Below are 22,670 nucleotides of genomic sequence, written 5' to 3'. Positions count from 1 at the left end.
CCCCGTTTATTTCATGAAAAGAACCGCCTGCTACTTCGTTTCTTTTGGACTATTATTGTCAGCTTCTGGTTGCGCTTCCAAATCGATATATCATCCCTATAGGGGAGGTGTAGGTTTTGCTGAAAAGCCTGCCGAAGAGGATTCGATGCTGGTGAGTTTCCAGGCGAACGAGAAAAGAGGGCGGGAGGAAATTCGGGATTGGTGTTTGCTGCGGGCTGCTGAGCTCGCAGTCGACCGGGGCAAAGCTTATTTCGAGATCGCTGAAGAGTATTTTCGGGCAGATAATCGGACTCATCCGCCTGAAATGCCGCAACTGGCGTCACTCGATGCCGACGGAAAACCTGTCAATACTTCGACCTCACGAGCTTCTTTAAGATCAGATCACCACCATGAGTACATATCGGCAAATATGATTATCCGCTTTATGGATACGAAAGAAGAGGCCTCCTCCGGCGATACGGTTTTTTCGGCCGATCAAACGCAGAAAGAAATGAGCGCTAAATTGGGGGTGGCAAAAGGATGAGCACGCACTTCAGAAGTAGGTTTACCTTCGCGGCAGTCCTCAGCTTTATGGCTTTGTCCGGCTTATTCCTCGCTGGTTGCGAGTCCTACTACTGGCCGAAGGACCAGACCGGCGGCTTCGCGGAGGAGCTTTTGCCGAATGGTCAGTGGAAGGTTACCATGTCGGCTCCGCTTGCGAAGTCGGAGTCCTACGTGAAAGACCTTTGCCTCTACCGTTGCGCGGATCTAGCCCTGGAGAAAGGAGCGGTCGAGTTTGTAATCAAAGACGAGAAGATGGTGACTGTACTCGAATCTCAGGAACGAACCGATTGGAATGTGGAGGATCGACCGGATAAGTCTCGGGGAGGTTTCTCGATCCACGGACCTCACATGCGAAGCATGACCCTGTACATCGAGTTTATATTGATGGGCGAGAAGTCTCCAAATTCGCCCGACGCCTACGAGGTCGAGCAGGTCCTGCGTGAGATAGGCGCAAAGCGGAATCTCGAGGATGTAGCGGACTTGAAAAGTCGGCCGTTTTTGCACGGCTAAGTCGTCTCTATTTGTGATCTGTAAGGGCTGCCGGCGCGAACTCGGGCGGCCCTTTTTTCCCTCTGCACTCTACTGGATTTATAAATCCTTTCTGGTAATTGTGGTGGAGCTGGCTTGTGTTGGCTGCGATGAAGACCTCACTCGCTCTCTTATCCATAGCGTTATCAGTGGTATCGGCTCAGGCCGAAATCGAAGTCGCGAGCCCCTTCGGCAGTCACATGGTGCTGCAGAGGGAAGCGTCCGTTCCCGTTTGGGGCACGGCCGATGCGGGGGAAACGGTGGAGGTCACTTTCGCTGGTCAGACTGTCTCCGCTACTGCGGATTCTGCAGGAGCATGGAATGTTTCGTTGGAAGATCTGAAGACATCCGCTGAGGGGCGGGAGCTCACCGTATCTGGCAGCTCTAGCGGGGAATCCATCGTGTTTGAGGACGTGTTGGTGGGTGAAGTTTGGCTTTGCGGAGGGCAATCGAACATGGAGCGTCAGCTCGGCCCAAGACCCGGACAGAAGGAAATCGTAGGTTGGGAGAGCGAAGCGGCCGCGGCCAATTATCCGCTCGTTCGCGAGCTCTATGTGAAGCAGGCCCGCAGTCTGACTCCTCTGACCGAAGCGGACGCCGAGTGGCGCGTTTGCACGCCGGAGACGGTGGTCGATTTCACGGCGGTAGGCTATTTCTTCGCCCGGGATCTTTATCAGAGTTTGGGCGTACCGGTGGGCATCATCCACAGCTCTTGGGGCGGAACGCCTGCGGAAGCTTGGACCAGCCGAGAAGGATTGGCCGAATTTCCGTATTTCATCGAGCAAGTGAATGACCAGCTTGAGTTCGCGGGGGATCCGGAAGTAGGCCAGAGCAAGTATTTGGCGAAGCTGGAAAAGTGGTTTGAAGCCAACGACTCTCTGAAGGTGAAAGACGCCTTGGAAGGTTCAGGCATTGAGTGGGAGCCCATGACCTTGCCTACCATGTGGGAAGATGCCGGATACAACGGGGTCGACGGGATTTGCTGGTTTCAAAAGAGTTTCGATCTGCCAAAGGACTTCCGCGGTAAGGATTTGCTTCTCGAGCTCGGAGCGATCGACGATTCCGATACGACTTGGGTCAATGGACATCTGGTGGGAGCCATGAGCGGCTGGAATACTCCCCGCGAATACGTGGTGTCCGCGAAGATCCTCAAGAAGGGCGAAAACGTCATCACGGTACGCGCTCTCGACACCGGAGGAGGAGGAGGTATCTGGAATGCCGATGAGCCGTTGCAGATTTCTATCAATGGCAAGTCCGGTTCAGCCCTCGATCTGAAAGGCGAATGGAAGTCTCACTTCAGCACTGTTTTCGATCAAGGCCCGCGTCCTCCGCAGGACCTCAGCCAAAGCCCCGGAGCTCCTACGGTGCTCTTCAACGCCATGATCGCTCCCATCGCTCCCTACGCGGTGAAGGGCTTCACCTTCTACCAGGGTGAAGCCAATGCGGGGGCGGCCAAAGTGTACGAGTCACTCTTGCCCGCCTTGATTTCAGATTGGCGTAAGCAGTGGAGTGACGAGGAGCTGCCTTTCCTTTTTGTGCAGATCGCTCCTTACGAGGGCATGCCGCCGGAGATCCGCGAAGCCCAGCGTCAGGCATTGCTGGCGACTGAAAATACGGCCATGGCGGTGACTATCGATATCGGCGACGCCACGGATATTCACCCCGCTCAAAAGGAACCGGTCGGTGAACGCTTGGCTCTCGCGGCCCGAGCTTTGGCTTACGGGGAAGATCTCGTCTATTCTGGTCCGGAGTTTCAAAGTTGGAAAGCTGACGGAAGCGAGGCGCGTCTTACTTTCGACGCTCATGGCGATTTGGTTGCCCCGGGCGGCAAATTGATCGGGTTCGAAATGGCGGGGGAAGACGGCGAGTTTTACCCAGCCTCCGCCCAAATCGATGGCAGCTCTGTGGTGCTGAAGTCCGACTCGGTGGAGAAGCCTACCGAGGTTCGTTACGGCTGGGCTAACGTGGCAAAAGGAAACCTTTTCAACGACGCCGGTCTACCAGCATCTCCCTTCACCTCGGGAGATTACTAGGTCCCGCCGAAGTCGAATGGCGAGAGGCGTTTGAATCCGCTCGCCGTTCGATTTTGCTTACAAAATTCCAAAATCACCCCAAATCTAATTTAACGTGAAATCATACCTCTCCCAAATTTCCGCCACGGCCTTGATTGCACTCTCTGTGGCCACAACCTCAGCTAGGGCTGAAGCTCCCAGCCGAAGCATTTGGTTTGATCAGCCAGGAGGCTCGCTGACGGAATCCGCTCCTTTGGGCAATGGACGACTCGGAGCGGCTCTTTGGGGTCAGGTTGCGGAAGAAACCATCGTTCTCAACGAGAGCGGCATGTGGTCGGGCTCGCCGCAAGAGGCGGATCGCCTAGACGCCTACAAAGCCTTGCCTGAGATCCAGCGATTGCTTCTGGAAGGCAAGAACGCGGAGGCGGAGGCCTTGGTTAACGAGACCTTCACCTGTCTTGGACGAGGATCCGGTTGGGGAGGGGGAGCCAACGATCCCTACGGGAGCTATCAAGTTTTGGCCAAGCTCTTGGTTTCCGATCACAGTGTAGAAGTGGATTCGGAAATCACCTCCTACCGCCGCGAGCTTGATCTTTCCACCGCGATCTATCGCCAAAGTTTCGAGCGAGGTGGTATCGAGTTTACCCGTGAAGCCTTCGTCAGCCGTCCGGACGAGGCCTTGGTGATGCGCTTCGCGGCCAGCGAGGCGGGCTCCTTGGATTTGGACTTTTCTATTACTCGCGAAGAGCGGATGGAATTGGAAGGATTCGGAAACAACGGCCTGTTGATCAGCGGGCAATTGAATGACGGATACGAAGGGGACAATGGCGTTCGTTACGCCGGAGTTCTCAAAGTGGAGGCCGAAGGAGGCAAGGTTCGCAATCGCAAGGGAACGGTCAAAGTTCGTGGAGCGGATGAGGTTGTCGTGTACTTCACTTCCGCCAATGACATTGCCCGCAACAGTTTCGCCGGTCGGGACGTGGAAAACCCCGTCGCGACCGCTAAAGCGGATTTAGCGGGTGTCAGTTCCTTCACCTACGCCGAGGCCTTGGAGCGTCATGTTGCGGCTTACGGGGAGCTGTTTGATCGCGTTTCCTTGTCACTCGGATCCGAAAAGAGCGCGGAGGAGCGTCGCTCGGTGCCGACTCCGCAGCGTCTGGTGGATCATTGGGAAGGGGCGGAGGATCCGGATCTCGCCGCCTTGTACTTCGATTTCGGCCGCTATCTGCTTATCTCCTCATCGCGTCCCGGCGGTCAGCCTGCGAATCTGCAGGGAATCTGGTCGGATACGATCCAGACCCCTTGGAACGGAGACTGGCATTCCAACATCAATATTCAGATGAACTACTGGCCCGCCGAGGTCTGCAATCTCAGCGAGCTGCACGAACCGCTTTTCAAACTCATCGAGTCGCTGGTCGAGCCCGGTCAAAAGACGGCCAAAGCTTACTACGATGCCGAGGGTTGGGTTGCCTTCTTGTTGCAAAACCCATGGGGCTTCACCTCGCCGGGCGAATCCGCTAGCTGGGGATCGACCGTTTCCTGTTCCGCTTGGCTGTGCCAGCACCTTTGGGATCACTATCTTTTCACCAAGGACGAATCCTTTTTGGAGTGGGCGTATCCGATCCTGAAAGGCTCCGCTATCTTCTACTCAGAAATTCTGCTCGAAGATCCCAAGACTGGCTGGCTAGTGACAGGGCCTTCCAATTCTCCCGAGAGCTCTTTCAAGCTGCCGAGCGGTGAGGAAGTCCACGTCACCTTGGGGCCAACCATCGATCAGCAGCTCCTCCGTTATCTCTTTGGAGCCTGTATCGAAGCATCGGAAGTTTTGGGGCTCGATGCGGATTTCCGCGGTGAAATCGAAGCCAAGATGGAACGACTGGCACCGACGCAGATCGGCTCCGACGGGCGTATCATGGAGTGGCTTGAGGAATACGAGGAAACAGATCCTCACCATCGCCATGTTTCTCATCTCTGGGGCCTGTATCCAGGCAATGAGATACATCCTGAGACGACGCCCGAGCTCGCGGCAGCCGCTCGCAAATCGCTCGATACGCGAGGCGACGGCGGTACCGGTTGGAGTTTGGCTCACCGCCTCGTGCTTTGGGCTCGATTGGGCAACGCGGAGCGATTCCACAATCTCTTAACTGCACTTCTCAAGCCGGCCGATATTCAAACCCCAGGCTTCAACCACAGCGGAGGCACGTATCCGAATCTCTTCGACGCCCATCCGCCATTTCAGATCGATGGCAATTTTGGTGGTACGGCAGCGATCGCGGAAGCCTTGCTGCAAAGCTCGGAGGAACAACTTGTTATCCTGCCGTCCTGCCCTGGGAATTGGAGTGAAGGCAGCGTATCCGGACTACGGGCACGCGGCGGATTTGAAGTCGATCTTACTTGGTCGGCTTCGGGCGTCGAGTTGACCATTGCTAGCGACTTCGATTCCGAAATAGAGTTGGTCTACCAAGGCGAAAGCCAAGTGCTCTCATTCGTAGCAGGGGAGAGCAAAACGCTTAAGCTGTAGCTTCCGAGTTCGTCAGTCGCTTAATTTCCACTTGGAGTTCCTTCATCTCAAAGGGCTTGAAGATCAGGCCGTCCATTTCTTGGAAGACTTGCTCTTTCGCCTCGTTAGAGAAGATACTCGCCGTAATGGCAATGATGGGTGGCTGACTTACCGTATCGGAGCTACGAATCTCTCGTGCCGTTTCCCATCCATTCATACCGGGCATTTGCAGGTCCATGAAGATGAGATCGAACGCTCTGTTTTTGCATAGCTTCACCGCGTCGGCTCCGTTGCTAACAAGCGTCGGCTTGTGCTTGAGGAGCTTTAGTGCCGCTTTCATCGTGTACAGATTCGCGGAGTTGTCATCGACCACTAGGACTTCCAGCTGCTTGGTGAGAGGTTCGGGCTGAAGTTCTTTTATAGGTGGCGCAGATTGAGATTTTTCGCTTACACGGACCAAGGGTACTAAAACGCTGAATACGGAACCTTTTTGTGGCACGCTTTCCACGTGGACATTGCCGCCTAGCTGAAGGGCGAGCTCTTTGGAAATCGTGAGACCTAGTCCTGTGCCTCCGTAGCCTCGAGTTATGGAGGAATCCGCCTGGTTAAAAGCTTCAAAGATTTCTTTGAATAGGCTCTCCGGTATGCCAACGCCTGTATCCTTGATATCGAACAATAGGTATTCGGTACCTTCGGTACGGATCGTATCGATGGATACGGTGACCTTTCCTTCCCGAGTGAACTTAACTGCGTTTCCGATCAAGTTAAACAGGATCTGTCGCAGTCGTACTATGTCGCTTACAAATACATTCGGGCAAAAGGGGCTTATGCGCGTTTCGAATTTCAAGCCTTTCTGCCCGGCGACCAATTCGAAAAAAGGTACGGTGGTTTTGACCAGATTCGATAGCTCGATTGGCTCATTCTCTACCACAAGGCGGCCCGACTCGATTTTGGACAGGTCCAAGATGTCGTTAACAATAGTGAGTAGGGCATCGGCTGATTGCATGACGATCTGCAGCATTTCCTTTTGCTCTTCGTCTTCGGTCGATTGGATGGCGAGCTGCGTCATGCCCATGATGCCGTTTAGGGGAGTGCGGAACTCGTGGCTCATGTTGGCCAAGAATTCACTTTTTGCCTTACTCGCTTCGAAGGCCTTCCTGCTGGATCGACGGAGGAAGATGGCCATGACGACCAGCAGGGCGAATAGCGTTACCAGAACTACGACAGCAATGGTCAGGCGTCGGTTTTTCAGCTCCAGCTCATCATGGTAAAAGTAGGAGCTCACCTCGCTTTCAGGATCCAGGAAATACTTAAAATAGACGTTCTGCACCGAACCGTCTTTTACCAGCTCGCGGAGTTCCTCCCGCATCTGATCCACTACTTGGACTGCCCTCGGATTAAGGGGATCAGCTCCGATTCCGCAATTAAGTTTGGTATCCGGAAAAACGAAGAAGCTGATGCTAGATTGACCGAACTCGTCGATGGCCCGTTTGAACTCGATCGAGTTGGATTTTGTGCTCCACAAAAAGGCGGCATCGCTCTCACCGGTTAGCACAGAGCGGATGGCATCTGCGTGACTTGGCAAAGGCACCGGTGTGGCTTGAGGCATCAGTTTAGGAACCAAGGTGAGACTCGGCTCCCGGGCATAGTACGCTAGTTTTTTTCCTGCAGTCTCGGCCGGGCTTTTAATCGGGTTTTCGCTTCGAGAGAGGATTCCTAAAGAATTTTGGTAGATCGGTTTCGTTATGTGGATATAATTCCGCCTGTGCGGTAAATCCGTCACCACTGGCCAGATGTCTACGTCTCTAGCGGGTATGTGAACATCGGGTGGCTCTGGGCAGTAGACCCATTCCAATTCTATATCCAGCCGCTCGGCGATTTCTTCTATCAAATCGAGGGCGAGACCGCCTATCTCTCCGTTCTCTCCAATGATCTGGTAAGGAGGAGAGCTTTGGTAGCCGATCCGAAGGGGCTTTTGGTCGGATTCCTCTGCAAAGGACGTTCCAGAAAGCGCTGTGCATCCGATTGCGGTTAGTAGAAGATATGGCTTCGCATTTCCGGAGAATAGTGCCGTCAGGTGGTTTTTTGCGAAACGGATGAGTCCAAGCATTTTGTCACTAACAAGAGCCGGTAGAGAGTCGGCTTTGGCGTTCCAGCCGGTCGCATCTATTTTTGTAAATGCAGGCTAACCGGAAAAACTAGCTCAGATAGAGAGTCGCCAATTTCGTTTATGTTCAGGGAGCGAATTACGGTAGAGAATGGCGTAATTTCCTTAAGCTATGGGAGTTTGTCTTTCCGTTGTCAATGCGTGCTAAAAGGTGATTTCCCTAATTTATATACATTATATTTACCTGATATTAGGCGTATCTACTAAACAGTGGATGAAAAACGCCATGACGGAGGTAAGTCGCCAGCTAATTGATATTATTAGTTTTTAAATGTAAGTCCTTTGTTGAGTTGGGATTGGCTAATATAGCTGAGGATCGACCTTAGAATAACGGCTAAAATCAATCTAAAGCGGCACTTATGGTGGAGGCTTTTACCTTCAGTAGCTGAAGCTCGCCTTCGATATTGGCGATGATCTTGTCGAAGTTCTCGATACCGGTTTCCTCTATCCAGCCGGTGTGGCTATTGATGGCTTTTTCGTAGGCCTCTATCGCGCTTCGGGCCATGTTCATTTCCGAAAACGCTTCTGCTGTCTCGGACGCTCCTTTGCGGAGTTTTTCCAGTTTTTCTGATTCTGTGAGGACAGACACTGTAGCGGCTGCGAACTCGTCTGGGGTGGCTTCCGCCTTTAGCATTATTCCGTTTTCTCCATCGGTCATCACATCGCGAACTCCGGGGGCGTCGAGCGCCACTACCGGTGCGCCGCCCGCCATTGCCTCTGCAAGTACTAGTCCTTGCGTTTCGCTTTGCGAGGCAAAGGCGAATATATCGAAACTAGCGTAGGCGTCGTAGAGGTCGTCTCCACTGAGAGAACCGGTTGCCAAGAAGCGTTCGCTTAGGCCGTTTTTCTCGATGATAGAATGGATTTCGTCCTCCTCTTCGCCGCTGCCAACGAGGACAAAATACGCATTTTCTAGGTCCGTCACTGCCGTGCAGCATGCCTCCGCTAGGTAGGCTAGATTTTTTTCTTTAGCAATACGCCCTACGTGCCCAATCACCATCGCATCAGCAGGTATTTCGTGCTTTGAACGGAATCTGTCCCCTTGCCCTGAAGCGAAAGATTGCACGGCGATTCCAGTGGGCTGAACTACGACAGGTGACTCGACTCCGCGTTCTTTGATTAGATCAGCCACGCTCCCGCTGGGCGCGAAAACCATGGAAGTCCCGTTGGCGAAGCCTGTTGCGATCTCGGCGGCCGCTTTCTTGGTGAAGTCGCTGTCGAAGGGAAGGTAGTTCGTGTATTCCTCGTAGAGTGTATGGTGAGTGAATACGATGGGTAGATCTCGTGAGTAGGCAGAGCGTAGGGCAGTGTCCCCGAGCAGGAATGGGTGGTGAGCGTGGATGATGTCCGGTTCGAATTCATCCAATGCTTTGCCAACATCACCCGCGAATGGGATTCTGAAAGAGAACCCGCTATCGTTGAAGTTGGTAACGGCAGGAACGCGATAGACGTGCTTTTCGTCTGGAATCTCCTCCTCGAATTCTGGAGCTATGACGAGGCACTCGTGCCCGAGTTTACGATACGCTTCCGCAAAGCAGCTAACGGATCGTGCAACCCCGCCTACATGAGGCAGGTATGTATTGGTAAACATAGCTATTTTCATGATATTGTAGCGGTTCTGTTTTCAGGCACCAATTCGACTTGTTTAATGTTTCGACCGGATTTGATATCGTATCCAGGTATTCGGTACTCGATCAAAGGGTTTTCATTTGTTCGGGACGACAGATCGATCTCGATACGGATAGAACCTTCGTCGCACGGTATGACCTCGAGGGAAAGTGGACCGTAAGAGGTCGGCGCGTTTTCGAGCGTCAAAGTCTCTCCCGACTCTATCCACCTCTCGCATATGCCAGAACCGATGATGAGTCTGTCATTCTCCTCGCGAACAAATCGGTTCAGTGTGAAAAGAAGCCACTCTGCCGCGGCCCACGCGTGCTGACCGTCCCCCATGCATCCGCCTAGTGTTCGAGGATTGATCGCCTCTGGCCATTGCCCCGTGGGACTGGATAATTCTAGGCAACGATTGGCGAGTTCTTCCCAACGCGGATCACCGGCCCGTAGGAACGTTTGAGCTAAATCTAGAGTGAGGTAGATATTCAGCCCGGAGTGGATCATGTCCTGGAAGAATGCCCCGTCTACTAGACAATTTTTATAGAGATAATCAGCCGTCTTTCGAATCCGGCTGTCCTCTTGATCCCAGATCTGTAGCGGATAGTCCGATACGAGTGAACCGATAGCTCCGGAATCAAGGCGTCGGTAGGGCGAAGCAGGCATATGGCCCTTAGCTCGCTGTGATGAAAGTGAATCCAGTGAATCTTCGATGTGTGTTAATATCTTATCAGCGCTCTTTTCGGCAGTGGATGCGAAGGAATTCATCCCTCTACGGAGCAATATGTCACGGGCTGCCCGGAGTCCTCCCACAGCCCAGAAATCGTCCCAGTAGTAGAAGTCGTTTGGACCGAAATGTTCGGCGCTGAAGCCGGGAGGAAGCAAACCGTGATGAGCGGAGCCCGGCTCTTGGCAGAGCTTGTTGCTTATCCATTTCATGGCCGGTTTGATGGTGTCGAAGCAGGCCTCTGGCAGTTCCTTTCCGGTCATTCTCTCGTAGAGGTCGTAGATCCAGAGCACTTGACCATTGGAATCCCACTCACCCTCTTGGGAGCGAAAATAACCATCCTTTGTTTGTCTGGCTGGAAATTCCTCCAAGGCTCGTCGACAAGCCTCTTCCTGACCGGTTCTCAGCAGAGCGTGTGCGATCAAACACGCATCGCGGAACCAAAAGCGACGATATGTGTAAGGGCCCGGATAAATGTCTTTAGGACTTAGCAGAGCGAGGGTCTGTAGGGACCTCTCATACTGCTTTTGCTCGGCTTCGTTGGGTAGTTTTATGCGAGTTGTGCCTTTGAGCTTTTCTGACCAAGAACTGACGCTCCCAGAGGTTTCACCGATCTTGATCGGTATCGAGATTTCGGAATGGTAAGGCGTTGATGCCTTCAGGTTGACCGAAGCGGCCGCGCTTGCCATGCCGGCTTCGCAGTGGATGCTGTTCTCTTCTGTAACCTCGTTCAGGAAGTGTGCGACATCACCTTTCTTGTAGTTGCTCAGGGAAAGCTGCACCTTTGAATCAGAAAACCGGATACGGTCCTTTCCGTTGATAACGAGCTCATTGGATTCGGTGTCGAACGAGATCGCATCTATGAATTGAATGCCCTCAGGGTTGTAAGGACGGACTGCGTACACCAGTTGTCCTGAGAATCGAGATTCGGCATTGATTTTGACCGATAGCCTTGCCTCACCTTTACTATCAGGTTCCATGCGGACCTCGCTCGTGATGGACATGCCGTCTCTGCGAGACTTGGTTATGACCGCCAGATCTTCTCCTGTTCGCATCGTTTGGGTTACATAGCGCTCCTTGCACGGGAGGAACCAAGTGCCCTTATCTGTAACCATCCAGAAGTCGATGGACCATGAGTCATGGAAAGGTGTAACAAGTCCGCGTGGATCGACTATCGAATATTCCTCGCAGTCGGGCAGACCCACCGCAGTCCAGTTTCGTTGGGTCAAGTTGATATGGCTGAAAGAGAAAGCTCGAGGAATGAAGGACTCATCCTTTGGATTATACTGTTTTTGTATCCAGAACGGCCATATCCAATCTAAATTGTTTTGTATGGCCTTGGTGTTGGCCAAGCCGCGAGCGTGAAAGGCGAAGCCGGCTCGCAGGAGCTCAATCGGTTCATTCGTTTCGGAGGGTCGGCTGAATTTTCTGATTCGATTTAGTGTCTCGACCGGATCATTGAAACCGTAAGCTTTAGCCGCTTTTCTGGCTATCAACTGCCAAGGTATCCATTTTGTTATGCCCATAGTTATATTTCGTTTGGTGTTGCTTAGGTAGCGTCAGGGGAGGGGAGTCCCTGTCCTTGCTCGGACTTTTTCAGTCGGTGTTTGTAGAGCTTGATTGCTACGCTGAGGATGATGCCGAGCCCTATGATTATTATTGCTCCCACACCCACACCGTCGAATACGGCGTTGCCAAAACCTACGAACAGGATGGCCCCTAGGGCGTGGCCGGAGCTATTCCACTTCAAGTAAGGGGAGGCCTTTACCCCCATCGCGAGCGGCAAATACATCTTAACCACGTACGGTAACCCCGGAAGTAGTCCCCAGAGAAATAAAAGCTTACTAGAATTTCCCCCTGCCTTTTCTTCAAGCTTCTGCCAAAGCCCCTCTTGTTGTTGGCTTGTGGATACGAATCGGCTGACTGTGTTGCTTAATCCAAGAGCTATGACGTGGTGAGCTACAATGGCCAAGCATGCGACCGACGCAGCCACGCCTAATCCGAATCGAGCTCCGACGGCGAACAGAAATATAGAAAGCGGCAGCCCGAGTGGGGGGAGGAATACCAATGTTAGTAGAAAAATCCAAGCGGGTGCGTTTTGTACCGCATCCTTGAACTCATCCCAAGTGATGTCGTAAGTTACCACGAGTCGCCACGCCACAATAGCTAGGGCGACGAAAATTGCCGCTGAAAAAGCGATTCTTGTTTTTGTTGGTTTTGGCATACTAAACAAGTTTCATGTCTGCAAAGACGGGGAGGTGATCAGAGGCACGTTTTAGGAGAGAAGATCTCAGTACGCCCGCTGCAGGTACCTGTATCTGCGGTGAGGTAAAAATATGGTCGATGCGTCGAAAGGGAGCCCAAGAGACGAACGAAGGCTTTGCCCTGCCTCTGTTGGCCAGTAGTTGGGAATCGGCGAGTTTGTTTGCGAAAGCGAGATAGGCTAAACCCTTTGGCCCTGCGTTAAAGTCACCGCACACTGCCAGCTGATCATAGTCTTCGAGCGTGCCGAGCCATTGATCACTGGTCAGGGATCGCGACTGGAGCTCACGTTCCAAGGAACTCAAACCTAAATGAGTATTTACGATATTGATACAGTTTCCACTTTCCGGGGTGATCTCGATCCAGATCGCTCCCCTAGGCTCGCGGTTTGCAACCCTCGGGTCTTCCAGATCGAAAGCAGCGCTCTTTTTAATTCTGAATGGGTACCGACTTGCGATGGCCAGTCCATACTGGGTACCGCGTTTGGTGTGCAACGGCTGGAAAGCGTAATGGGCTGGGGTGTCCCAGACCCCCTCTAAGGAGCGTTTTAGCGAATGCGTTGGGTTGTCTGGATTCTCAAACGCTTCCTGAAAACAGATGACGTCCGCCTCGGATTCCCTCATCACTTTAGCGAGGCGACTTACACTTCGCCGTCGGTCTGAACCGACTCCGCCGTGAACGTTGTAGCTCATGACGCGTAGCGAATCCAATGAGGGTACCGGGGCTGATTCGATTTGGTCGCGTTTGGTATCTATTCGGCCCAACTGCTGCATGGCAATTTCGCGTAGATCCCTCGGGCGCATGGCTTGGGGCTGCCAATTAACGGTGTTTGGCAACATCACGAATCCGCGACACTCCTCGGCTCCGGGGCCCGCATGAGCTCCTCGTTCATCGGCAAAAGTCAGCGGTTTCCCCGCTGGCCTCCACCCAAGGAAAATGAGATCCCCAGCGTATTTCGACTGAGCCAGGATCCGAAGGTCATCGATGGTCTCTTCTGCAAACTCGTGCCCGCGCGAATCTAGACGTTTCTTCAAGACATCAAGACCTCCTGACTCTCCTTCCATGTGGCAGGCTATGCTGCCGTCGTCTCGTTCAAACAGCACGGTGGGAATATTTGCCTCTTGGATAAAAGTCTCCGCCCAGCCTGCTTTTTCCTCTGCTCTTAGCCCTTCATCAACATAGCAATGGGCAACTGGCCCCATCGCTTGGAGATGTATCCAACGGGTCGATTCTCGTGTTGAATCTTCGTTTGTATCGAAGTTTGTCTCTACGATGGATTTCGAGCGTTCCATGAAGGCGTCCAAGCTGCTACTTGGACTTAACTTGAAGCCTTCCTTCTTGGAAAAGATATCCTTGGTCGCTTCGGCTAACGTTTTCCCGGCTTCCTCATGGTAGGGTACGGTATGCTCTTGTCCGTGGTCGGAGAAGACGATGATGCGATAGTTTCTAGCGTCGGAATTTTCTGCCGCTCTGTAGAGCTTCTTGATCGTCTTATCAATGCCTTTGAGAGTCCAGTGAGCGAATCTTGAATGTGGCCCTCTCCGGTGCGCTGCTTCGTCGTATCCAAAAAAGTTAGCATGGATAATGGGCAATCCGTTGTTTAGATCTTCGATTACTTCTCCACGGATTGCCTCCCTTAGTGTGATTGCGACAGCGAGTCTCGCGGGAATGAAGGTGAGCTCTGCGGCTAGATCTCCACGTGTCAGTATTCCTCGGACGGCGTCATAAATTCCCACGCCTAGCTCCGCAACAAGGAGTTTCGCGAGCCGCATCGTGTCTGTTGGGTTCTTGACCGCGAGCCGCAACAATCTGAGAATCGATAGTTCGCTTACCCAATACGAAAATGTATTCAGTTCTCCACAGTATTTCGCCTTTTCAGCTCCTCCTGTGTAGATATTAGCGTAGCTTGAACCTCCTTCTAACAAGCCGTCGCCTTGCTCTTCAGATTCTTGGGCGATGCGGCTAGCCCATTCAGCATCGTACATGCGGACTTCTTGTTTCGCCTCCGAGTCGTAAAAACTGAACGCGGGAGTAGCGCACTGCGCGCCGTAGTGGATCTCCGCTTGCACGGCAGGGGTGCAACTTGGCTGTCCGGGGTAAAACGTTTTCAAGGCATGATCCCTCTTTTCCATCAGGCTCTTCAGAAAGGGCATACGTCCAGATTTGACGGCACGTTCGAACTGAAATTGCGAGAGCCCGTCGATCTGCAGCAGCAGAACGCCTGTTTCGCGAGGTGGAATAGAATGTGGAGGATTGGTACTCATATAACGCGGTACCCACCTTATTTGCCAAATCTGCGCCAATCCTGATTTTAGGCGAGAGCCCGCGTCTCGACACATCTTGTAAGTAACAGAATATCAGGTAGAAGCTAGGTATGTATCGGTAATTCAATACAGCTTGATGACGATGGGCTCTAAACGCTATCGCCGCGATCGATCAATTTGCAATGCGGTGAAATCCTGTGTCTTGCATTAAGCAAAATGAAGTTTCCTGATTCGCGTTTGATAGCAGAGAAATAGGTTGGAAGCGTGTATGGCACGAGCTTTGCGGTAGCGAATTCGTGTCGATCCAAGCCTCTCCGAATTATAGATCCATTCCTCCCTCGAGAATCAAAGCTCGTCGGTGGTTAGCCGTATTCTCGCTGCTTTTGCTGGGAGGATGGGTGATTTTTTTCCTTGGTAAACTCGCAGGCGGAAATGCGTTCGAGCGATTCGACCAAGCGATACTCCTTTCGCTCCGGGTTGAGGGTGACTTATCTGATCCGGTCGGCCCGCTTTGGCTAGAAGAAGCGGCGAGAGATGTGACGGCGCTTGGAAGCTTCGCTTTACTTATTCTATTCACCGGAGCAATCGCCATTTTTCTTTGGATATCGGGCAAACATCGAGCCTGTGGCTTCATCATTGCCAGTTCTTTGAGCGGCGTCGTTTTGAGCACCTATCTCAAGCAGTTCTTCAATCGGCCTAGGCCTGATATCGTGCCGCACGAGATGCACACGCTCTCTATGAGCTTCCCCAGCGGGCACGCTCTGCTCTCTGCCGTTATCTTTTTAAGCGCTGGTACACTTGTATCCAGCACACAACCACGGGCCTTCGTTAAGGCGTACGTTCTTATACTAGCTCTTGCTTTGACCTTTTCGGTGGGACTCACCCGGCTCTACCTCGGGGTACACTGGCCCACTGATGTGATAGGCGGTTGGTTGGCGGGTGGTACATGGGCTACCGGATGGTGGCTGATCGCGCAAAATTTCCTGCCCCGGAGAGAGACTGAAACCTTCGCTATAACGGATGAGGAGACCAACTATGAGTAGCGAAAATTTGGATGTAAGTTCCGAGCTTAAGTCTGATAGCTCGTTTGCTGACCGCACAAAGAGCGTATCGATTGCTGAGAAAACTTCGGTTATAGCTGTGGAGGCTACATCAACTGGGGTTGAGGGGAGGAGCCATGCGGCTGAGACTTCTACGGATCCATTAGCCCAACCAAACGATGAACTAAATAAGTGCGTCGTTGTGGTGAACAAAGAGTCGGGTACTGTTTGCGATCTTTGGGATGACCATTTTGAGGCTGAGCTTCTGGAGAGACTTAAAGCCAATGGGTGGGAACCCGGTTTGAAGCTCGTGAAAGGCGAGGAGATCGAGGAAACTGTTGTTGCAGCCAAGAGCAGGAAGATTGGCGGATTGATCGCTGGAGGAGGTGACGGTACGACCAACTCGATCGCGCGACTGATGCTAGGTTCGGATATACCGATGGGGATACTTCCTTTTGGAACATTGAATCTGGCCGCCAGAGACTTGGGCTCGCCGTTGGAACCTTTGGATGCTGTAGCCTCCCTGTATCCGGGACGCACTCGAGAGATCGATGCATTAGAGTTGGGTGATCGACTCTGTTTATGTATGGCAATTTTAGGCGTCTACCCCGAGTTGCTTAATAAGAGCGAAGAGTTCCACGGGCGTAATTGGTGGCGAAAGTTTACCAAGTTGGGCAGTGATTTTTTCAAAGCCTTTCTTTCCTCCCCTAAAATGGAGCTATCCCTTGGAATGGATGGTACAAAAGCTGAACGGGTTAAATCACGTATGTTGATCGTTGTTCCCGGTCACTTCCAAGATGATTTTGGAATCATCCCAAAGCGAGAGAGTCTGGAAGGAGGCAAGTGTACCTTGTTGGTTTCCAAGCACAGTTCCGCATGGTCGCTATTCCGAATGATAGGCAATTTCCTACTTGGTCGGTCTGCTCAGGATCCGGATCTGGAGGTGAAGTCTGCCGCGACTTTATCCATCAATGCTTTGCGACGAAAAAAGGTGTTGCTCGCCATAGATGGAGAGCTTGCGAAGTTTAAAGTACCGCTGAAACTGGATTTGAAGAAACGAGCTCTGCTAGTCCTTGATCCTAAGGCTAGCGAAGAATAGAGATTTTGTTCGTTCTTATGTTTTCGTCTCGCTGCTGCGTTATTAGCTTCGAGTAGTCACGATCTCGTGTTGAAGCTGTCGAGTGGTTACAAAACGAGAGCCGTCCCAGGATCGTAAGTGGATATCGAATTCGTTTTCGAAGACGCGGATGGTGTGGTAGGAATTGGATTCGCCTTTCAGCCGCGTCGAGGTGGAGGTGGAAGCTTGAAGGGCGAGTGTTTTCACTTTTGAGTTTTCGGCAGTGGGAAGTTTGGCCCAATGTGCCTGGTGTAAGTGTCCAGCCAATACGAGTGAAACTCCGCATTTACTAAATACAGATAGAGACGCCTCAAGTCGGCCGACTGTCCCGCGTTTAGTGCTTTGAGGAGGTAGTATGAAAGGGTGGTGGGCAACGACTATTTTTGGTTTATCTGAAGCGACAGTGTCGAACCAGTTGGCCATAGCGTTGAGCTGCTTTTTGTTTATCCGCCCTCTAGACCAATCTAAGCTGCTCCAGTTGCTTCGTCGAGCGCTGTTCAAACCCACTACTGCAAAGTGAGGTGCCTCAAATGTGGGCATCATCTCAGAAGTTATGTAGCGTTTGTATCGATGAAATGGGTGCAGGAAACGAGCTGGTATGCTCCAAGCGGGCAGATCGTGATTCCCTGGGACAGCTAGCCAAGGGCAGCGTAATTGGTTTAGAAACGACCTAGCCTCTTCGAATTCGCGACTTCGGGCTCGCATCGTCAGATCACCGCTGATGATGACAAGCTCGGGACTCAGCTGACGCAAGTCCTTGAGCAAGCCCTCGACGATGCGGAACTGGGTTCGCCCGAAGTGCAAGTCGGACAAATGGACTATTAGGGAAGGGCTCGTCCCGCTAAGCTGTGAGCGAGACGAGTCTAACTTTCTGTTGGAAGACTCCAATGCTATTCAGACTGATTGATGTAGGATTGACCTTCCTTGAGGTTTGTTTGTTCGCTTTTGCTGGGTTTCTTGCTGCTTTGCATTGATTGTATTGCCAGTCCGACTACAAAGAGGATTACAGAAGCGATAGCGAAGTACATGAGTATAGTTAGTATGGTATTCATGCCTGCTTCATTTCATATTTCGTGCCAATTGGGTCGGAGGGTTCTTCTGAGTGCCGCTAAGGGGGCGAGTAAGCTCCTATGGCCGGAATATTCATAAACGGCCTTACCGATCTGTCTTTGTCTTTTTCGTATAAATGCAAAAAGCCCTGTTTCAAAGGAACTTTATTTGCAGAATGCATCACTCTGATTTGCCGCACGTTTGGAATTCAGGGGTGACTTTCTGTCGGGCCAAGGCTGGCGCGATTTATTCAACGCGTCTTAGCATACCATGTCACTTCTTAGCGTATTAACTATTTGTTTTATGGCCGGATTTGCCATGCCGGTCGGAGCGTTTTTGGCCAGAATCGAGAAGATTCAGCCTGATTGGTTGGAAAATGAATTCAGGCACAGCGTGATTTCCTTTGGTGGCGGGGCGTTGTTGTCAGCAGTTGCTTTGGTGTTGGTTCCAGATGGGATTGAGAAACTTGATGTCTCTGCATCCTTGGTTTGTTTCTTTCTCGGAGCCATAGGCGTCCTCGTCTTAGACATTTTTCTCAGTAAACGAGAATCGGACGCGGGACAGTTGGTGGCGATGCTCACAGACTTCGTCCCCGAGTCGATTGCCCTAGGAGCCGCGTTTTCCGTGGGGAGTTCATCCGGAGGAGTTCTCGCTCTGATGATCGCACTGCAGAATTTACCAGAAGGCTTCAACGCGTATAGGGAGCTGAGATCAGGTACGCAAATACAACCGCGTGTAGCTCTGGCCAGTTTTGTAGGAATGGCGTTTCTAGGCCCGCTCGCTGGGTTGGTTGGCTACTTTATACTGAGTGAACAGCCTCAAGCGTTGGCTGCTATCGAGATGGGGGCGGCGGGCGCTATTTTGTATCTAGTCTTCAAGGACATCGCACCAAAGGCGAATCTCGAAAAAAGCTGGGCTCCTCCGTTTGGCGCGGTGGTAGGGTTCGCGCTTGGCTTGACGGGCCACATTCTAGCTCATGGCGGCTGAGAATCGAACTGGTAAGGAGTTCTCTCGGAACGCTTAAGCGCTCTTTCGGCGACGGGATAGAGCCAGGGTGACAATTGCAGAGCCTGCAAGCACAAGTAGGGTGCTTGTTTCGGGCACGGCGGTTACAACGGCCAGAGTAACATTTGCCCGTCCTGGGTCAGGAGCGGCCTCGAAGCCTGAAGTCCAAGTGTAGCCTAGCATATTTGTTTCGCTATAGGAGGCTAACCCTAAGTGAAGGCCAAGCCATTCGCTTTCGCTTTCCACGCTAGCGGCCACGAGGGAGGTAACATCCAAGCTATGACTCTCACTCGCAGGTAGTTCGAAAGTGAGTGTTCCCAAATTGTCTATGGGTGAGGCTGACCATGACAGAAAACCGTCGGAGGTGAAAGAGGTGACAAAGATGTCTGCTGCGTTGCTCTCGTCCAAGAGGTCGAAGTTTAAGAAAGCAGATTCGATCTCTTGTCCGAATAAACTGGAGATGTCTACGGTGAGCTCGGTGGAGTGGTTTACGTCGATTTCGAATACTCCCTCGTGGTAGCCTTCGTCGTTTAGACGGCTTTGCAGGTAGCCGTCACCTTTGAAAACAGAGCCGGGTTGGTCCAGTGACACCGTGCCGCTGGGGATAAGGCTAGATAGCTCAAAAACAGTCTGCTGAGACCACAGAGGCTGGGTCATTATTAGTGGCAAGCTCGCTAGGAGAAAAGACGTCAGTTTTGGTCGGTGGAATCTCATGCTTGGTTTTTCGGCGTTAGATCGATTTTCAACTCGGGCCCCGTTTTAGGGATGTCCAATCTACGTACATTTATAAAAAAAATGTAAGCAGGTATCGCGCAAGACCAACGCATATCCGCGAAAGTGACACTTTTGCCTCAATTGAATGACGCCGTTAGCCCAGAAGTGAACGGCGGCTCGCCGCCAGGTCTTAAAGAATCTTGAGGGGCAGTTTTGAAACTGCGACTTGGCGATTTACCAGGTCACTTTAACCGTTCCGCTTATCCCGTAGAGCTGGAGCTTATTGTCTCCGTAAACGGAAGGATTAAATACCCGTAGACGATTGTTCAATGTCGTGCTCGTCTGCAGGGAAAGTCGGTTTTTCCCAGTTTTCAGATATCCTTCGAGTTCTACCTCCCGCTTTAATGGATTGTGAGGAGGGAGTTTTCTGCCGTTGAGCGTGATTTGAACTGTGTCGAATAGCTGCTCCCAAACAAGAGTAGCAGTCTGGCTCCGGGCGAGATCCAGATTCGCTTCAAATTCGCAGCTATAGGTCAATAATCCGGAATCTTCGGTGAATTCCTGCAGCTCTGACCATAAGGGGAGGGTGTCTAAGGAAGTGGATCTTTTTACCTTGATTGTCTTGGAAGGCGAATCGCCTGGAATCCAGCTTTCCACGTCCAGTATCCAGCTTTTTAGGACTAAAGAATTTGGATCCTGATTTGAATGGCTTGTTTCTAAAACAGATATTCCGGGTAATGGTTTTTTGGTGAGAACGTACGCTTTTGAATCGCGAGGGCTAAGCTTCATTTCGAAGGTAGTCGCATCAGACTCTGCATCATTGCTGGCCAGTTCCTGAATTTCGCCTGTCCAGAGGTCCATCTGATAAAGGTAAGCGAGCTGGGATTGCTTTGGTATCTGGACCATTGTCTCTTGCTCATCTTTTTCGGAATTATTGCAAAAATAGAAATAACGCGCGGAATCCGTCAGTCGCTCAGCGTGCACTATTTCGGCTTGAGAATGAGTGAGACGAGGTGAGATCCCTAGTTCCTTAACGCCCGATTCGATATTTTCGCGAGACAGCACGTTGGCCACGTTTTTTAGGGATAGAAGTTGCGAGAAGATAGCTTTTAGCTCCTTCTCTGCTTCCGAATTCCTTTTTCCAGAGAGCATTGGATCGGACCAGTCGCCGACTGCGAGAATCGGCAAGCCGGCTTGGGCTAGAGCAAGAAGCCTTTTGGCTGCGGGCAATTCGAAGGTTGATTTGCGTCCGTGGAAGGCGTCGCCCTCGAAGACTAAAAGTTGGAAAGCGGCTCCGTCAGGGTTGAGCATGCCGTTCCGAACTTTGGCTGTGGGCAGCTCTAAGGTAGACGGGGATATGAATTCATGTGTCCAACCTTTTGATACGCCAATTTTACTGAACCAAGGCGCTCCGAAGCCCGACCCTGCGTATCCTTTCTGTCTGAGAAATGCCACATCCACCTGAGGTTGGCCTTGCTGTAGGATGAGATGAACTCGAGAAAAATAGCCGGATATGTCATTGATATGCTGCCAGCTCGGTTGTCTCGGGCCCCAGGCCTCGGAGTAGCCGGTGCGTCCGTGGTAGGGTGAGAACGCGGCGAAGCCTGGCCATTTTGCGGTGGGGGCTTCCGCATAAGCGAAGCCGTGCAAAACGCTCTGATTAACTCCGGCTGCGAATTGAGGGTTTAGCGTTCTCAGAACCCGCTTCCAAGTTGTGCCGTAAGCGCTGCCAGCAAAGGCTCCCGCTTCGTTGGAGAGGATTTTGTTTCCTCCCATATCTCTGCCTCCAGCCAGCGAGCGGTAGTCATCCAAATTTTTGAAGCCGAGGGATTCTCCTTCTGCAATGTCGAGTGTTGCCGCTGCTCGGATCGCGTCGGTACGCAGTCCGTAAGGTTGCCCGCGGAATCCTAGGCCAAGGCTGCGTGCCCAAGTCTTTAAAGCCTCGAAATGATTTTCCAAAAACAGCTCTGAAAGCGTTTGCCACCAATCATGGCGAATATGTCCGGAGTCGAAACCTTCGAAGTCGATTATGTGGTCCTCTTTCTTTTGGACTACCAGAGGAAGGTAGGGAAGGAGGGAGTAGCCACGGCGTTTTTCGAATTCTTCTAGGAGCAATGGAGTCCAAAGAGTCTCATGGGTTTCCATTTCGATGGAATCTTCAAAGAGATTTCCACCCACGGACGCTATGAGTTTTTCGATCTTTGGAGTCAGCACCTTTTGCTTCCAAAGGTCTTTAACGGCTTGGGTGCCAGCTTGGCTAAAGTGATCTACTACGAAGGATTCTGGTTTGGTGTGAGGTCCACCTTCCGGCTGCTGAGCGGAGCCGCGAAGCCAGTAGGAAAGAATGATCCACGAGCCCGATTGGGTCGGTTTCCAGTGTAGGACACCATTGGATACAGCGTCGGTGAGGTCGATAAGGCTATCTCCATCAACCGACATTTCTTTGTCAGTCGCGCTACTGCCCGCTGACAAAAGGGCGGCTTGCAAAGCGTAACGTTCTGCTTTCGCCCCGCTTTTAGGCGTATCCGGAGCGGGAATTTCCCCGTCGAAGGTTTTGCTAGAATCCCAAGGAGTAATTACGGTGACTAGTTCCTTCGTCGCTCCCGGATGGTCTGGAGTTATCAGGCAACTCGCTGCGGGCCAGCTAGGGCCGATGGAGTGGTCGATGCTCAACCCCCGTTTCTGTGCCTGATCTAATGCAGCCTCGACTGCATCTTGCCACGGTTTCGTTCCCCAGCCATGAGTTTCGGAAGACATATCGACGCGAACGCTATGATGCACATCCGCGATTTCAGCTCCGCCGAAGCCTGCATCGGCCATTATATCAATCTCCTTTCGGATTTCCTCTGGATCGACCAAGCCATGCGGCCACCACCAGCGGAATTTGGGCTGGAAGGGGCGAGGCGGGTTGGCAAACAGTTTGGCCAGTTCGCTACTTGGTTGTGCGTGGCCCGCCTTGGAGCAAGCGAGCGGGGCAAGCAGAAGTCCGAGGCCGGTTATGGAACTAAGCTCTAGGAAGCGTCGACGGGAGAGGGGAGACATAGGAAATTTATTGTTGGGGCTGGGGGGAGTGATTTGTAGGCAGTTCTCTACAATGCCCATCTCACGTTTGGTTTTGACCTTTATCGATCGA

16 protein-coding genes are annotated in these 22,670 nt (G+C 52.1%); 7 read left to right on the top strand and 9 right to left on the bottom strand.

The features are described from left to right. The first annotated feature begins 13 nt into the window (after nucleotides 1-13). The 4 genes from H5P27_RS18580 to H5P27_RS18565 all read left to right on the top strand — a co-directional run bounded on the left by H5P27_RS18580 (nucleotide 14) and on the right by H5P27_RS18565 (nucleotide 5,604). Nucleotides 14-523 (top strand): CC0125/CC1285 family lipoprotein, encoded by a 510-nt coding sequence (locus H5P27_RS18580; RefSeq protein ID WP_185661922.1) that lies wholly within the window; start codon nucleotides 14-16, stop codon nucleotides 521-523. Next, nucleotides 520-1,053: a CC0125/CC1285 family lipoprotein gene (locus H5P27_RS18575; RefSeq protein WP_185661921.1), complete on the top strand. Its 534-nt coding sequence runs from the start codon at nucleotides 520-522 to the stop codon at nucleotides 1,051-1,053. Before H5P27_RS18580 ends, H5P27_RS18575 begins: the two co-directional genes overlap by 4 nt. 128 nt (nucleotides 1,054-1,181) lie before the next feature. Then, a complete protein-coding gene (locus H5P27_RS18570) occupies nucleotides 1,182-3,104 on the top strand; it encodes a sialate O-acetylesterase (protein ID WP_185661920.1) in 1,923 nt (640 codons plus the stop codon). A 94-nt stretch (nucleotides 3,105-3,198) separates the two neighbouring features. Further along, a complete protein-coding gene (locus H5P27_RS18565; protein ID WP_185661919.1) occupies nucleotides 3,199-5,604 on the top strand; it encodes a glycosyl hydrolase family 95 catalytic domain-containing protein in 2,406 nt (801 codons plus the stop codon). Here H5P27_RS18565 and H5P27_RS18560 read toward each other — a convergent pair. From H5P27_RS18560 to H5P27_RS18540, 5 genes are all read right to left on the bottom strand, one after another. After that, entirely contained in the window at nucleotides 5,594-7,693 is a 2,100-nt protein-coding gene (locus H5P27_RS18560; RefSeq protein WP_185661918.1) for an ATP-binding protein, read from the bottom strand. The genes H5P27_RS18565 and H5P27_RS18560 overlap by 11 nt on opposite strands. Nucleotides 7,694-8,090: 397 nt before the next feature. Then, complete coding sequence (locus H5P27_RS18555; RefSeq protein ID WP_185661917.1) at nucleotides 8,091-9,353, bottom strand: glycosyltransferase; 1,263 nt, start codon at nucleotides 9,351-9,353, stop codon at nucleotides 8,091-8,093. Beyond that, nucleotides 9,350-11,611, bottom strand: coding sequence for a glucosidase family protein (locus H5P27_RS18550; RefSeq protein ID WP_185661916.1), 2,262 nt, complete (start codon nucleotides 11,609-11,611; stop codon nucleotides 9,350-9,352). The genes H5P27_RS18555 and H5P27_RS18550 overlap by 4 nt, the downstream gene beginning before the upstream one ends. Before the next feature lie 23 nt (nucleotides 11,612-11,634). Then, nucleotides 11,635-12,309: a TVP38/TMEM64 family protein gene (locus H5P27_RS18545; protein ID WP_185661915.1), complete on the bottom strand. Its 675-nt coding sequence runs from the start codon at nucleotides 12,307-12,309 to the stop codon at nucleotides 11,635-11,637. A 1-nt stretch (nucleotide 12,310) separates the two neighbouring features. Beyond that, entirely contained in the window at nucleotides 12,311-14,611 is a 2,301-nt protein-coding gene (locus tag H5P27_RS18540) for an endonuclease/exonuclease/phosphatase family protein (protein ID WP_185661914.1), read from the bottom strand. A 398-nt stretch (nucleotides 14,612-15,009) separates the two neighbouring features. Between H5P27_RS18540 and H5P27_RS20150 the strand changes: the two genes are divergently transcribed. Continuing rightward, nucleotides 15,010-15,654 (top strand): phosphatase PAP2 family protein, encoded by a 645-nt coding sequence (locus tag H5P27_RS20150; protein ID WP_185661913.1) that lies wholly within the window; start codon nucleotides 15,010-15,012, stop codon nucleotides 15,652-15,654. Beyond that, on the top strand, nucleotides 15,647-16,750 hold the full coding sequence (locus H5P27_RS18530) for a diacylglycerol/lipid kinase family protein (RefSeq protein WP_185661912.1): 1,104 nt from the start codon (nucleotides 15,647-15,649) through the stop codon (nucleotides 16,748-16,750). Before H5P27_RS20150 ends, H5P27_RS18530 begins: the two co-directional genes overlap by 8 nt. A gap of 42 nt (nucleotides 16,751-16,792) precedes the next feature. Here the strand turns inward: H5P27_RS18530 and H5P27_RS18525 are convergent, their stop codons facing one another. Continuing rightward, complete coding sequence (locus tag H5P27_RS18525; RefSeq protein WP_185661911.1) at nucleotides 16,793-17,581, bottom strand: metallophosphoesterase family protein; 789 nt, start codon at nucleotides 17,579-17,581, stop codon at nucleotides 16,793-16,795. 77 nt (nucleotides 17,582-17,658) lie between these two features. Continuing rightward, nucleotides 17,659-17,820 carry a hypothetical protein gene (locus H5P27_RS18520; RefSeq protein WP_185661910.1) on the bottom strand — a complete coding sequence of 54 codons (162 nt, stop codon included), beginning with the start codon at nucleotides 17,818-17,820 and terminating at the stop codon, nucleotides 17,659-17,661. A gap of 268 nt (nucleotides 17,821-18,088) precedes the next feature. Between H5P27_RS18520 and H5P27_RS18515 the strand changes: the two genes are divergently transcribed. Further along, nucleotides 18,089-18,805, top strand: a complete 717-nt coding sequence (locus H5P27_RS18515; RefSeq protein ID WP_185661909.1) for a ZIP family metal transporter — start codon at nucleotides 18,089-18,091, stop codon at nucleotides 18,803-18,805. 33 nt (nucleotides 18,806-18,838) lie between these two features. On the opposite strand, the gene H5P27_RS18510 is transcribed toward H5P27_RS18515, so the two are convergent. Continuing rightward, nucleotides 18,839-19,480, bottom strand: a complete 642-nt coding sequence (locus H5P27_RS18510; RefSeq protein ID WP_185661908.1) for a hypothetical protein — start codon at nucleotides 19,478-19,480, stop codon at nucleotides 18,839-18,841. Between the two features lie 291 nt (nucleotides 19,481-19,771). Further along, the gene (locus tag H5P27_RS18505) at nucleotides 19,772-22,579 is read right to left on the bottom strand and encodes a glycosyl hydrolase (RefSeq protein ID WP_185661907.1); all 2,808 of its coding nucleotides are present in this window, start codon (nucleotides 22,577-22,579) and stop codon (nucleotides 19,772-19,774) included. Nucleotides 22,580-22,670: the final 91 nt, after the last annotated feature.

The sequence above is a fragment of the Pelagicoccus albus genome (assembly GCF_014230145.1).
Taxonomy (GTDB): domain Bacteria; phylum Verrucomicrobiota; class Verrucomicrobiia; order Opitutales; family Opitutaceae; genus Pelagicoccus; species Pelagicoccus albus.
Note: the sequence above shows the minus strand (reverse complement) of the source record. Positions and strands in the feature narration are given on the sequence as shown.

Excerpts from the sequence above, each read along its gene's own strand:
- H5P27_RS18505 (WP_185661907.1), bottom strand. The coding sequence starts at position 22,579 with ATGTCTCCCCTCTCCCGTCGACGCTTCCTAGAGCTTAGTTCCATAACC.
- H5P27_RS18555 (WP_185661917.1), bottom strand. The coding sequence starts at position 9,353 with ATGAAAATAGCTATGTTTACCAATACATACCTGCCTCATGTAGGCGGG.
- H5P27_RS18560 (WP_185661918.1), bottom strand. The coding sequence starts at position 7,693 with ATGCTTGGACTCATCCGTTTCGCAAAAAACCACCTGACGGCACTATTC.
- H5P27_RS18515 (WP_185661909.1), top strand. The coding sequence starts at position 18,089 with ATGTCACTTCTTAGCGTATTAACTATTTGTTTTATGGCCGGATTTGCC.
- H5P27_RS18540 (WP_185661914.1), bottom strand. The coding sequence starts at position 14,611 with ATGAGTACCAATCCTCCACATTCTATTCCACCTCGCGAAACAGGCGTT.
- H5P27_RS18580 (WP_185661922.1), top strand. The coding sequence starts at position 14 with ATGAAAAGAACCGCCTGCTACTTCGTTTCTTTTGGACTATTATTGTCA.
- H5P27_RS18575 (WP_185661921.1), top strand. The coding sequence starts at position 520 with ATGAGCACGCACTTCAGAAGTAGGTTTACCTTCGCGGCAGTCCTCAGC.
- H5P27_RS18550 (WP_185661916.1), bottom strand. The coding sequence starts at position 11,611 with ATGGGCATAACAAAATGGATACCTTGGCAGTTGATAGCCAGAAAAGCG.
- H5P27_RS18570 (WP_185661920.1), top strand. The coding sequence starts at position 1,182 with ATGAAGACCTCACTCGCTCTCTTATCCATAGCGTTATCAGTGGTATCG.
- H5P27_RS18545 (WP_185661915.1), bottom strand. The coding sequence starts at position 12,309 with ATGCCAAAACCAACAAAAACAAGAATCGCTTTTTCAGCGGCAATTTTC.
- H5P27_RS18520 (WP_185661910.1), bottom strand. The coding sequence starts at position 17,820 with ATGAATACCATACTAACTATACTCATGTACTTCGCTATCGCTTCTGTA.
- H5P27_RS18530 (WP_185661912.1), top strand. The coding sequence starts at position 15,647 with ATGAGTAGCGAAAATTTGGATGTAAGTTCCGAGCTTAAGTCTGATAGC.
- H5P27_RS18510 (WP_185661908.1), bottom strand. The coding sequence starts at position 19,480 with ATGACCCAGCCTCTGTGGTCTCAGCAGACTGTTTTTGAGCTATCTAGC.